At 68.8% G+C, this 12660-nt stretch carries 11 protein-coding genes; 5 read left to right on the top strand and 6 right to left on the bottom strand.

The features are described from left to right. Positions 1-17 precede the first annotated feature (17 nt). Genes WT24_RS00125 through rsmA form a run of 3 tightly spaced genes read left to right on the top strand, consistent with a single transcriptional unit; the run spans position 18 to position 3252 of the window. On the top strand, positions 18-1376 hold the full coding sequence (locus tag WT24_RS00125; protein WP_060030359.1) for a peptidylprolyl isomerase: 1359 nt from the start codon (positions 18-20) through the stop codon (positions 1374-1376). An 11-nt stretch (positions 1377-1387) separates the two neighbouring features. Next, positions 1388-2377, top strand: a complete 990-nt coding sequence (pdxA, locus tag WT24_RS00130; protein ID WP_060030361.1) for a 4-hydroxythreonine-4-phosphate dehydrogenase PdxA — start codon at positions 1388-1390, stop codon at positions 2375-2377. A gap of 47 nt (positions 2378-2424) precedes the next feature. Beyond that, positions 2425-3252, top strand: a complete 828-nt coding sequence (gene rsmA, locus WT24_RS00135) for a 16S rRNA (adenine(1518)-N(6)/adenine(1519)-N(6))-dimethyltransferase RsmA (RefSeq protein WP_059794000.1) — start codon at positions 2425-2427, stop codon at positions 3250-3252. Positions 3253-3337: 85 nt separating this feature from the next. Here rsmA and WT24_RS00140 read toward each other — a convergent pair whose 3' ends face one another. Then, positions 3338-4273 (bottom strand): DMT family transporter, encoded by a 936-nt coding sequence (locus WT24_RS00140; RefSeq protein ID WP_060030363.1) that lies wholly within the window; start codon positions 4271-4273, stop codon positions 3338-3340. 458 nt (positions 4274-4731) lie between these two features. Here WT24_RS00140 and gloA point away from each other — a divergent pair, with 458 nt between their 5' ends. Next, positions 4732-5115 (top strand): lactoylglutathione lyase, encoded by a 384-nt coding sequence (gloA, locus tag WT24_RS00145; protein ID WP_006477863.1) that lies wholly within the window; start codon positions 4732-4734, stop codon positions 5113-5115. 108 nt (positions 5116-5223) lie between these two features. Here the strand turns inward: gloA and WT24_RS00150 are convergent, their stop codons facing one another. From WT24_RS00150 to glyQ, 5 genes are read right to left on the bottom strand one after another with little or no spacing between them, the layout of a single operon-like run. Beyond that, on the bottom strand, positions 5224-6111 hold the full coding sequence (locus WT24_RS00150) for a M48 family metallopeptidase (protein ID WP_059504481.1): 888 nt from the start codon (positions 6109-6111) through the stop codon (positions 5224-5226). A 45-nt stretch (positions 6112-6156) separates the two neighbouring features. Next, positions 6157-6921, bottom strand: coding sequence for a 1-acyl-sn-glycerol-3-phosphate acyltransferase (locus WT24_RS00155; RefSeq protein ID WP_059504483.1), 765 nt, complete (start codon positions 6919-6921; stop codon positions 6157-6159). Positions 6922-6964: 43 nt separating this feature from the next. Then, positions 6965-7528 (bottom strand): D-glycero-beta-D-manno-heptose 1,7-bisphosphate 7-phosphatase, encoded by a 564-nt coding sequence (gene gmhB / locus WT24_RS00160; RefSeq protein ID WP_059504485.1) that lies wholly within the window; start codon positions 7526-7528, stop codon positions 6965-6967. A 10-nt stretch (positions 7529-7538) separates the two neighbouring features. Further along, positions 7539-9638: a glycine--tRNA ligase subunit beta gene (glyS, locus tag WT24_RS00165; protein WP_060030365.1), complete on the bottom strand. Its 2100-nt coding sequence runs from the start codon at positions 9636-9638 to the stop codon at positions 7539-7541. A 22-nt stretch (positions 9639-9660) separates the two neighbouring features. Beyond that, positions 9661-10665: a glycine--tRNA ligase subunit alpha gene (gene glyQ, locus WT24_RS00170; RefSeq protein WP_006477868.1), complete on the bottom strand. Its 1005-nt coding sequence runs from the start codon at positions 10663-10665 to the stop codon at positions 9661-9663. A 284-nt stretch (positions 10666-10949) separates the two neighbouring features. Between glyQ and WT24_RS00175 the strand changes: the two genes are divergently transcribed. Next, positions 10950-12623, top strand: coding sequence for a tetratricopeptide repeat protein (locus WT24_RS00175; RefSeq protein ID WP_060030399.1), 1674 nt, complete (start codon positions 10950-10952; stop codon positions 12621-12623). The last annotated feature ends 37 nt before the right edge of the window (positions 12624-12660 follow it).

Here is a 12660-nt window from a genome sequence, read left to right on the forward strand (position 1 = left end):
ATGGAGTTTCAGTGGCAATGAAGAAAACCCTTCGTTTCGCGGCAGTCGTGTCCAGCCTCGCCGCGTCCGCCGCGCTGCTCGCCGCCGCGCCGGCCGCGGCGCAGGCGCTCGGTTCGCAAGGTGCGCAGCTCGCCGACGAAGTCGTCGCCGTCGTCAACAACGACGTGATCACGGGCCGCGAACTCGACCAGCGCGTGGGCCTGATCGCCCGCCGGCTGCAGCAGCAGAACGCGCCGGTGCCGCCGGCCGACCAGTTGCGCGCGCAGGTGCTGAACCAGATGGTGCTCGAACGTATCCAGGTGCAGAAGGCCAAGGACGACGGAATCCGCATCGACGACGCGACCGTGCAGGCCACGCTGCAGCGGCTCGCGCAGGCGAACGGGATGACGCTCGACCAGTACCGTGCGCGTCTCGAGGCGCAGGGCGTGCCCTGGAGCATCTTCACGAACGACGCACGCACCGAGCTGATGCTGTCGAAGCTGCGCGAGCGCGAGGTCGACGGCAAGATCACGGTGTCGGACGCCGAGGTCGCGAACTACATCGCGAGCCAGCGCGGGCCGAACGCGTCGCAGCAGCAGGACCTGCGCTTCCAGCACATCTTCATCAAGGCGCCCACCAACGCGCCGCAGGCCGACATCGAAGCCGCGCAGAAGAAGGCCGAAGCGCTGCTGCAGCAGGCGAAGTCGGGCGCCGATTTCGAGCGGCTCGCGAAGAACAACTCCGAAGCGAACGACGCGAAGAAGGGCGGCGATCTCGGCTTCAAGTCGCCGAGCGCGCTGCCGGCCGACGTCGTCGACGCCGCGTCGAAGCTGCGCCCCGGCCAGGTCAATCCGACGCTGATCCGCGTGCCGGACGGCTTCGAGATCGTGCGCCTGGTCGATCGCCGCCAGAGCCAGGGCGCGAGTGCCGCCGCGCCGAAGATCGTGCAGACGCACGTGCGCCACATCCTGCTGCGTGTCGGCGAAGGCAAGTCGGAAGGCCAGGCGCGTCAGCAACTGATCGACATCCGCAACCAGGTCGAGGCCGGCGGCGATTTCGCGAAGTTCGCGCGCACCTACTCGCAGGACGGTTCCGCATCGCAGGGCGGCGATCTCGGCTGGATCAGCCCGGGCGAGACCGTGCCGGAATTCGAGCGCGCGATGAACAACCTGCAGGACGGCCAGATCAGCCAGCCGATTCGTACCGAGTACGGCTACCACCTGATCCAGGTGCTGAACCGCCGCGAGGCCGAAGGGTCGGTGCAGCAGCAGATGGACATCGCCCGTCAGGCGATCGGCCAGCGCAAGGCGGAACAGGCATATGCCGACTGGCTGCGCGAACTGCGCGATTCGTCGTACGTGCAGTACAAGATCGGCGGCGTCGGCCCGGCGAACTGAGCGAGCATCGGATGACCACGCCCGCGCTGCAGATCGCGATCACGACCGGCGAACCCGCGGGGGTCGGCCCGGAACTGACCGTGCAGGCGTTGCGTGACGCCGCGCAGCGCTGGCCCGACGCGCATTTCACCGTGCTCGGCGATGCAGCGCTGCTCGACGCGCGGGCCGCGGCGGTCGGCGCCGACCGGGCCGCGTGGGCCGGTGGCACGCAGGTGTCGGTCGCGCATCATGCGCTGGCGGTGCCGGCGCAGGCGGGCAAGCTGGACGCGGCGAACGGCCGCTACGTGCTCGGGCTGCTCGATGCCGCGATCGACGGCGCGCTGGCGGGCCGGTACGACGCGATCGTCACCGCGCCGCTGCAGAAGAGCACGATCAACGACGCGGGCGTGCCGTTCACCGGCCATACCGAATACCTGGCCGAGCGCACGCATACGCCGCGCGTCGTGATGATGCTGGCGGGCACCGGCGACCGGCCGTTGCGCGTCGCGCTCGCGACCACGCACCTGCCGCTGAAGGAAGTATCGGCCGCGCTGACGATCGACGGGCTCGTCGAGACGCTCGCGATCATCGATCGCGACCTGCGGCGCGACTTCGGTCTCGCCGCGCCGCGCATCCTCGTGACGGGCCTGAACCCGCATGCGGGCGAGAACGGTTATCTCGGCCGCGAGGAGATCGACGTGATCTCGCCGGCGCTGGCCCGCGCGAACGCGCAACGCATCGACGCGCGCGGCCCGTATCCGGCCGACACGCTGTTCCAGCCGCGCCATCTGGCCGATGCCGACTGCGTGCTCGCGATGTTCCATGACCAGGGCCTGCCCGTGCTGAAGTACGCGACGTTCGGCGAGGGCATCAACGTGACGCTCGGGCTGCCGATCATCCGCACGTCGGTCGATCACGGCACCGCGCTCGATCTGGCCGGCACGGGCCGCGCGGATCCGGGCAGCATGATCGCCGCGCTCGATACGGCCGTCACGATGGCGCGCCATCGTCGCGCAGCCTGACGCTGCCGGCTTACCCCATTCGTCGTATTTTTCGTTTTACTCAGTCGATGTCGAACAGCAGACAGCACCAAGGCCATTTCGCGCGCAAGCGCTTCGGGCAGAACTTCCTCGTCGATCACGGCGTGATCGATTCGATCGTCGCGACGATCGGCCCCGCGCGCGGCCAGCGGATGGTCGAGATCGGCCCCGGGCTCGGCGCGCTGACCGAGCCGCTGATCGAGCGCCTCGCGACGCCCGAGTCGCCGCTGCACGCGGTGGAGCTCGATCGCGACCTGATCGGGCGCCTGCAGCAGCGCTTCGGCGCGCTGCTGGAGCTGCATGCGGGCGACGCGCTCGCGTTCGACTTCCGTTCGCTCGCGGCGCCCGGCGACAAGCCGTCGCTGCGGATCGTCGGCAACCTGCCGTACAACATCTCCAGCCCGCTGCTGTTTCACCTGATGACGTTCGCCGATGCGGTCATCGACCAGCATTTCATGCTGCAGAACGAAGTCGTCGAGCGGATGGTCGCGGAGCCGGGCACGAAGGCGTTCTCGCGGTTGTCGGTGATGCTGCAGTACCGCTACGTGATGGAAAAGATGCTCGACGTGCCGCCGGAATCGTTCCAGCCGCCGCCGAAGGTCGATTCGGCGATCGTCCGGATGATTCCGTACGAGCCGCACGAACTGCCGGACGTCGATCCGGTGCTGCTCGGCGAAATCGTCACGGCCGCGTTCTCGCAGCGCCGCAAGATGCTGCGCAATACGCTCGGCGATTACCGCGAGACCGTCGATTTCGATGCGCTCGGCTTCGATCTCGCGCGCCGTGCGGAGGACGTGAGCGTGGCCGAATACGTCGGCGTCGCACAGGCGCTCGCGGCGCGGCGCAAGGCCGGATGATGCGCGTGGCGCAAGCCTGTCGGCTGTATCGAAGAGGCTGCCTGACCGGCAGCTTTTTTATTGCCCGCGCGTCTTGCGCCGGTCGTCACGACCGCCGGCGCGGCGGCGCGTTGACGAGCGCGATGCCGGTCAGCACGAGCGCGGCCGCGGACATGAAGCGCCAGCCGACCGTTTCGCCGAGCAGCAGCACGCCGAACGCGACGCCGAACAGCGGCGACAGGAACGTGAAGACGGACAGCCGGGACGCGCTGTAGCGCGTCAGCAGCCAGAACCACGACAGGTAGCTGACGAACGCGACGATCACCGACTGGTACGCGAGACTCGCGATCGCGAGCGGCGTGACCTGCGCGAGCGACATCTGCCCGAGCAGCGCGGCGAGCGCGACCAGGACGACCGCCGATACCGCAAGCTGGTAGAACAGCGTCTTGCTCGCGCTCGCCCGCGCGAGCGTCGTCGAACGTACGACGACCGTCGTCGCGGCCCACATCGCGCCGCCGAGAATCCCGAGCGCGTCGCCGGCGAGCCCGGCCAGCACCGACGCGCCGGGCGCGCGTGGCTTCAGGAAGCCGTCGGCGAACGCGAGCGCAATGCCGGCGAATGCGAGGCCGACGCCGGCCCATTGCGTGCGCTGCAGCCGCTCGCCCGGTGCGAACAGATGCAGGCCGAGCGCGGTGAAACACGGTGCCGTGTACAGGAAGATCGCCATGTGCGACGCGCTCGTCAGCGTCAGCCCGAAGAACACGCAGACGAATTCGCCGGCGAACAGCGCGCCGGCCGCGAGCCCCGCGCCGAACGTGCCGTCCGCCTGAAACAGCGGCGTGCCGCGCGTGCGGGCCCAGCCCCATAGCAGCAGCGCGGCGATCACCGAACGCAGCCCGGCCTGGAACATCGGCGCGATCGCGGCGTTCGTGCTCTTGATCGCGACCTGCTGGAAGCCCCAGATCGCGCACAGCAGCAGCATCAGGCCGACGGCGCGCGTATCGAGTGTGCGGCGCACGGGGGCGGCGGCGAGCGCGGTCATCGGCGCACCTCGCGGATGCGGTACGGCGACGGCGCGCTCAGGTGGGCGGCGCGCCCGGCGCGCTCGAATCGATGGTTTCGCACGGCAGTGGGGCGTACGGAAGAGTGGGTGGTCGCGGTCGGGCGGCAGGATGCATGCCCGATTTTGGTGCGAAGTGGAAGGATGTTACCCGATCGGCGCGGTGGCCGGGGGAGGCGGATCGTGCCGTTTTCCGCCGCCGCGCTCGTGCTCGCGACAGGCAACCGATGCACCGCATCGGGCCGCGCCCCGACCCGGTGCATCTGGCCAGGCGCTCCCGGCTAGGTGCCCTCGGCCAGACGCCCCAACTAGGCGTCCCCAACTAGGCGTTCCCAACTAGGCGTTCCCAACTAGGCGTCCCCGACTAGGCGTCCCCGGCGAAATTCACCCGACTCCGGTAGAATTTCCGGCTCTGGAAAGTCCCCACAGGAGTACAACACATGCGTTTGCTGCATACGATGCTGCGAGTCGGCGATCTCGACCGCTCGATCAAGTTCTACACCGAATTGCTCGGCATGAAGCTGCTGCGTCGCGAGGATTATCCGGAAGGCAAGTTCACGCTCGCGTTCGTCGGCTACGAAGACGAGAGCACGGGCACCGTGATCGAGCTGACCCACAACTGGGAGACGCCGTCCTACGATCTGGGCAACGGCTTCGGCCATCTGGCGGTGGCGGTCGACGATGCGTACGCGGCCTGCGAGAAGATCAAGGCGCAAGGCGGCAAGGTCACGCGCGAGGCGGGCCCGATGAAGCACGGTACGACCGTGATCGCGTTCGTCGAGGATCCGGACGGCTACAAGATCGAGTTCATCCAGAAGAAGTAAGCGCGCGATGAACGGGGCTGCGGCATGCGATGCCCGCCGCAGCAACGAAACAGGGCGGTGCGGGGTAACCCGTACCGCCCTGTTTCGTTGGCGGCGAAGCCGTGCGCGTCAAAGCGACGGCAGCAGCTCGGGCGGGTGATGCTTGAGCGTGTGCCGCGCTTCGCGGAACTCGGGGAAGATCGATTCGACGGTCTGCCAGAAGGCCGGGCTGTGGTTCATCTCGCGCAGGTGCGACAGCTCGTGCGCGACGACGTAGTCGATGATCGACATCGGAAAATGGATCAGCCGCCAGTTCAGGCGGATCTTGCCGTCGCTCGAGCAACTGCCCCAACGCGTCGCGGCCGACGACAGCGCGTACATCGAATACGTGACGCCGAGCCTTTCCGCGTAGACCGCGAGGCGCTCACCGAAGATGCGTTTCGCTTCGCCTTGCAGCCAGCCCTGCACGCGATCCTTGATCTGCTGCATGTCGGCCTGCACGGGCAGCGGCAGCGACAGCCGCAGCGCATCGGCATCGAAGCCGACGGCGCCCGCGCCGAGCGCGATCGTCACCGTCTTGCCGAGATACGGCAGTTGCGCGCCGTCGCGCCAGTCGATCTGCGGCAGCGCGCGCTGCTCGGTGCGCGTCTTCCACTCCGCGAGCTTCGCGAAGATCCAGCGTTGTTTCTCGGCGATCGCCGCTTCGATGTCGGCGAGCGTGACCCAGCGCGGCGCGGTGATCGACAGCCCGCTGCCGTCGATCGTGAAGCCGATCGTGCGGCGCGCCGAGCGCTTCAGCCGGTATTCGAGCACACGGCTGTCGAGCGCCAACGTGCGCACGCGTGAACGATCGGGCGCCGGGCCCGGATCGAGCGGCGCGGCGGGGGCGGCTTCGGGCGGTGCCGGCGGCGCGGCAGGCGCCGACGGGGCCGCGGCCGGCCCGTCGAAGAGCGGCAGATCCATCTGGCGATGATCGAGGGCCACGACGGCAGGCCGTGGCCGCGGACGCTGTTTCATCAGTTCGCTTCTTTTTGTCGTACGCAACGGCTGCAATCCGGGGCTTCAGGCGCGCGCGGCATCGCGGGTGCCGGCGTTGCCCGCCTGACGATACGCATCGGGATCGATGCGGCGCATTTCCGCTTCGATCCATGCTTCGACCTGCGAGTTCAATGCATCGGGCGTCAGCCCTTCGCTCGCGATCGGCTTGCCGATCGACACGGTGACGACGCCCGGGAATTTCGTGAACGAGTTGCGCGGCCACACATGACCTGCATTGTGCGCGATCGGCACGACCGGTGTACCGGTTTCGATCGCGAAACGCGCGCCGCCCGTCTTGTACTTGCCCTGCTTGCCGACCGGCGTGCGCGTGCCTTCGGGGAACATGATCATCCATGCGCCTTCCGACAGGCGCTTCTTGCCCTGGCGGATCACCGACGCGAACGCGTTCTTGCCTTCCTTGCGGTTGATGTTGACCATGTGCAGCATCCCGAGCGCCCAGCCGAAGAACGGCACGTACAGCAGCTCGCGCTTGAACACGTAGCAGAGCGGCTTGGGCATCAGCGCCGGAAACGCGAGCGTTTCCCACGCGGACTGGTGCTTCGACAGCAGCACGGCCGGGCCGTCGGGCAGGTTCTCCATCCCTTCGATCCGGTAGCGGATGCCGTTCAGCCAGCGCACGACCCACAGCGTCGACTTGCACCAGCCGGCCGCCATCCAGTAGCGCGCGTCGGGGCGCATGAACGGAAACGCGATGAAGCACGCGGTGGCGTACGGCACCGTGTACAGGATGAAGTAGATCAGCAGCAGCAGTGAGCGGACGAAGCGCATCGGTGTGAGTCTGGCGTTGGGGAGGATGCGCGCGGCAGCCGCATCACTCGTATTCGTGTGAAAGAAAATCGAGCGCGAAGGCGCGCAGGTCGTCGTGGACTTTCGTGCCGTCCGGCAGATTGCCGGCGGCGAGTGTCTTCTTGCCCTTGCCGGTCAGCACGAGGTGCGGCTGGAAGCCGACCGCGACGCCGGCCTGCAGGTCGCGCAGCGAATCGCCGACGACCGGCGTGTTGGCGGGATCGATCTCGAAGCGCTCGGCGATCATCTGCATCATGCCGGGTTTCGGCTTGCGGCAGTCGCAGCGATCCTCGGCCGTGTGCGGGCAGAAGAACACCGCGTCGATGCGCGCGCCGACCGCGGCCGCCGCGCGATGCATTTTCAGGTGCATCTCGTTGAGCGCAGCCATGTCGAACAGCCCTCGACCGATGCCGGACTGGTTGGTCGCGACGACCACGCGGTAGCCCGCGTGGTTGAGCCGCGCAATCGCCTCGAAGCTGCCGGGCAGCGCGATCCATTCGTCGGGCGTCTTGATGAACGCGTCCGAATCGACGTTGATCACGCCGTCCCGGTCGAGGACGACGAGCTTTCGGTTGGGGCTGATCGGCATCGTTCGGCCCTTATGCGGCGAGCTTCGAGATGTCGGCGACGCAGTTCATCTGCTGGTGCAGCGCGGACAGCAGCGCGAGACGGTTCGCGCGCAGTGCCGGATCTTCCGCGTTGACCATCACGTCGTTGAAGAACGTGTCGACCGGCGCACGCAGCGCGGCGAGCGCCGAGAGCGCGCCCGTGTACGCACGCGCCTCGAGCTGCGACTGCACGCGCGGCGTGACGGCCGCGAGCTGTTCGTGCAGCGCCTTCTCGGCGGCCTCGACGAGCAGCGTCGACTGCACCGCGCCGTTCGCGACGCCTTCCGACTTCTTCAGAATGTTCGAGATCCGCTTGTTCGCGGCCGCGAGCGCTTCGGCTTCCGCGAGGCGCGTGAATTCGCGCACCGCGTCGAGGCGCGCGACGAGATCGTCGATGCGCGTCGGGTTCAGGCTCAGCACCGCGTCGATTTCGCCAGCCGAATAGCCGCGCTCGCGCAGCAGGCCGCGCAGGCGATCCATGAAGAACGCGAAGATGGCGTCGGTCGATTCGGCGACGCCCGGCACGCCGTCAAAGCGTGCGTGGGCCGTGCGCAGCAGCGCCACGAGATCGAGCGGCAACTGCTTTTCGAGCAGCAGACGCAGCACGCCGAGCGCGTGGCGGCGCAGCGCGAACGGATCCTTTTCGCCGGTCGGCGCGAGGCCGATGCCCCAGATGCCGACGATCGTCTCGAGCTTGTCGGCGAGCGCGACGGCGGTCGACACGGGGGTGGTCGGCAGCGCATCGCCGGAGAAGCGCGGTTGGTAGTGCTCGGCGCAGGCGAGCGCGACGTCGTCGGGTTCGCCGTCGTGGCGCGCGTAGTACGTGCCCATCGTGCCCTGCAATTCGGGGAACTCGCCGACCATGTCGGTCAGCAGGTCGGCCTTCGCGAGACGGGCGGCGCGCTTCGCATGCGCGGTGTCGGCGCCGATCGCCGGGGCGATCTCGCCGGCCAGCGCCTCGAGGCGCTCGACGCGTGCGAGCGCCGAACCGAGCTTGTTGTGATAGACGACGTTCGCGAGCTGCGGCACGCGCTCGGCGAGCGGCTTCTTCTTGTCCTGCTCGAAGAAGAACTTCGCATCGGCGAGGCGCGGGCGCACGACGCGCTCGTTGCCTTCGATGATCTCGCCCGGCGTCTTCGTCTCGATGTTCGATACGATCAGGAAGCGCGAGCGCAGCTTGCCGCCGACGTCGGTCAGCGCGAAATACTTCTGGTTCGTCTGCATCGTGAGGATCAGGCATTCCTGCGGCACCTGCAGGAATTCGTCCTCGAAACGGCACGGGTAGACCACCGGCCATTCGACCAGCGACGTCACTTCGTCGAGCAGCGATTCGGGCATCACGACCGTGTCGCCGTTCGCATGTTCGTTCAGCTGCGTGCGGATCGTTTCGCGGCGATCGGCGAAGTGCGCGATTACGCGGCCCTTGTCGCGCAGCGTGTCGGCGTACGCGCGCGCATGCTGGATCGCGACGAGGCCGTCGGACAGGAAGCGGTGGCCGAGCGTGGTGTCGCCGGCGTCGACGCCGAACGCGGTGACGGGCACGACGCGGTCGTCGTGCAGCACCGTCAGGCGATGCACCGGGCGCACGAACTTCACGTCCGAGCCGTCCGGGCGCTGGTAGGTCATGAATTTCGGGATCGGCAGCTTCGCGAGCGCTTCGTCGAGCGCGGCCTGCAGGCCGTCGGCGAGCGTGACGCCGGCCGCCGAATAGTTGATGAAGAACGCTTCGGCCTTGCCGTCCTGCGCGCGCTCGAGATCGGCGATCGACAGGTTCGGGTGGCCGAGCGCCGCGAGCTTCTTCGCGAGCGGGGCCGTCGGCTTGCCTTCGGCGTCGAGCGCGACCGACACGGGCAGAACCTTTTCGCGGACCTGCCGGTCGGGCGCGACGGCGCGCACGTTCTGCACGACGACCGCGAGGCGGCGCGGCGTGGCGTAGCGTTCGAACACGAGTTCGCCTTCGACGAGGTCGCGCGCCGCGAGGCGTTGCGCGAGACCTTCGGCGAATGCGTCGCCGAGGCGCGCGAGGGCCTTCGGCGGCAGCTCTTCGGTCAGCAGTTCGACGAGCAGGGGGGCGGGATGATTATGCGTCATGGTTGGAATGAATCTCGTCTCGTCAGTCCTGATCGATCTTGCGTTCGACCTTGAGCGGCGGCGCCCATGCCGGCTGCGCGGCGTCCTGGGCGTCGGTGGTGAGGCCCGGCACGCCCGGCGGGTTGCCGAGCATCGGGAAGCCGAGCTTCTCGCGCGAGTCGTAGTAAGCCTGCGCGACGAGACGCGACAGCGCGCGGATGCGGCCGATGTACGCCGCCCGCTCGGTGACCGAGATCGCGCCGCGCGCGTCGAGCAGGTTGAACGTGTGGCCGGCCTTCAGTACGAGCTCGTACGCGGGCAGCGCGAGCTGCGCGTCGATCATCTTCTTCGCTTCGGCTTCGTAGCTGTTGAAGAACGTGAACAGCAGGTCGACGTTCGCGTGCTCGAAGTTGTAGGTCGACTGCTCGACCTCGTTCTGGTGGTACACGTCGCCGTACGACAGGCGGCGCAGCTCGGGGCCGTTCGGGCCTTGCTCCTCCCACTCGGTCCACACGAGGTCGTACACGTTCTCGACCTTCTGCAGGTACATCGCGAGGCGCTCGAGGCCGTACGTGATCTCGCCCAGCACCGGCTTGCATTCGAGGCCGCCGACTTCCTGGAAATACGTGAACTGCGTGACTTCCATCCCGTTCAGCCACACTTCCCAGCCGAGCCCCCACGCGCCGAGCGTCGGGTTCTCCCAGTCGTCCTCGACGAAGCGCACGTCGTTCTGCTTCAGGTCGAAGCCGAGCGCTTCGAGCGAGCCGAGGTACAGGTCGAGGATGTTTTCGGGCGCCGGCTTGAGCACGACCTGGTACTGGTAGTAGTGCTGCAGGCGGTTCGGGTTTTCGCCGTAGCGGCCGTCCTTCGGGCGGCGCGACGGCTGCACGTACGCGGCGCGCCACGGCTCGGGGCCGACCGCGCGCAGGAACGTGTGGACGTGCGACGTGCCCGCGCCGACTTCCATGTCGATGGGCTGGAGCAGGGCGCAACCCTGCTTGTCCCAGTAGGACTGCAGCGTCAGGATGATTTGCTGAAACGTAAGCATGAAGAGCCTTCGTGGCGCTGGCGCTCCGTTGCGGACGGCGCTCCGGGCGGGCCCGGAGGGTCGGCTCGCGCGGCGGCGCGGCTTGTTAGTGTGCTGAAACGCGTAATTTTACCGGATCGGCGACCGGATGCGGCCGGAAGGCGGATGCGGGCGTTGCCGCACCGGTCCGGCGGCCCGCGCACACGGGCGCCGGCGCCCATGCCGCGGCGCTTCGCGCGGGCGTTATGATGCGCGTATTGCGGTGCGCGCTGCGCGCCGCGTCACCGCTTGCCGATGCCGATTGCATGGACGAACCGACCGACATTCTGATTCCGCTGCTTCCGCCGTTCCTCGCCCTGCTCGGGCACGCCGCCGACGCTCAGGCGCGCGGCGAGCGCTCCGCGCACGATCTTTGGCTCGCCGCCGCCGCCCATCTGCACGCGGTCGATGCGGCGGCGATCGCGCAGCTCACGGCCACGCTCGTCGCGCGGCAGCGCACGGGCGATGCGGTTGCGCTCGCCGAATGCGCGGCGCGTGCGCAGCCGGGTGTTGACGCGTACTTCAATCACGGCTACGCGCTGCAGATGGCCGGCCGTCACGCGGATGCGGTCGCGCCGTACCGCGCGGCGCTGGCGCTCGATGCCGGCTGGCCGTCGCTGCGCAACAACCTCGCGATCGCGCTGCGCTTGTCGGGCGGCGACCGCGCGGAAGAGATCGCGCTGCTCGACGCGGCCGTGAAGCACGATCCGCACGACGTGCAGGCGTGGATCAATCTCGTCGTCGCGCGGATCGCGACGCACGATCTGGACGGTGCGCTCGCGTGCGCCGAGCGGCTCGCCGAGCTCGCGCCCGACAACGCGCTCGCGATGAACAACGTCGCGATGGCGATGAAGGAGGCGCAGCGCTGGGACGATGCCGAGCGCCATGCGGCGCGGGCGTGCGAACTGGCGCCCGACGATGCGTCGTTCCGCTTCAATCTCGCGATCATCCAGCTCGTGCGCGGCAACCACGCAGCCGGCTGGCGCGGCCACGAGGCACGCTGGGACGGCGCGGGCGAGTTGCGCGGCCGCCGGCCGGCGCTGCCGGGCCCGCGCTGGCAGGGCGAGCCGCTCGCCGGCAAGACGCTGCTGGTGTGGGGCGAGCAGGGGCTCGGCGACGTGCTGCAGTTCTGCCGCTTCGTCGCGCCGCTCGCCGAACGCGTGCATCGCGAGGGCGGCCGGCTCGCGTGGAATACGTTTCCGGCGCTCGGCACGCTGATGCAGCGCAGCCTCGGCGCGCACGCGGACACATTCGGCGCGGGCGGCGGCGTCGACGCGCTGCCGGCATTCGATTACGAAGTACCGCTGATCGGCCTGCCGCTGATGCTCGGCATGGAGGCATCGACGCTCGCCGCGTCGGTGCCGTACCTGCGGGCCGAGCCGGGCGCATGCGACGCATGGCGCGCGCGGCTCGCGGGCGACGGCCGGCCGAAGGTGGGGCTCGTGTGGACGGGCAGCGCGGGCCATCAGCGCAATCCGTTCCGGCGCGTCGGGCTCGAGCGCTATGCCGACGCGTTTCGCGGCATCGACGGCGTCGCGTTCTATTCGCTGCAGCCGGGCGCGGACGCGGATGTCGCCGCCGCGCGCGCGGCGGGTTTCGCGATCGAAGACTATACGGCCGAATTGAAGAGCTTCGACGATACGGCGGCGTTCATCGGCGCGCTGGATCTCGTGATCACCGTGTGCACGTCGGTCGCGCACCTGGCCGGCGCGCTCGGCGCGCGTACCTGGGTGCTGCTCGACGTGAATCCGCACTGGCCATGGCTGCTCGATCGCCGGGACAGCCCGTGGTATCCGACCGCGACGTTGTACCGGCAGCCGACGTTCGGCGCGTGGGCGCCGGTGATGGAGGAAGTGAGCCGCGACCTGCGGCACGTCGCTGCGCAGTGGGAACCATCGGATCGATCGAACCGATCGGCCCAATCGGCCCGGCAGGCCTGAACCGCCGGCCCGCCCGCGGTCACGGGCCGCCGCGCTC

It is taken from the genome of Burkholderia sp. MSMB1078WGS, assembly GCF_001528895.1.
GTDB lineage: Bacteria > Pseudomonadota > Gammaproteobacteria > Burkholderiales > Burkholderiaceae > Burkholderia.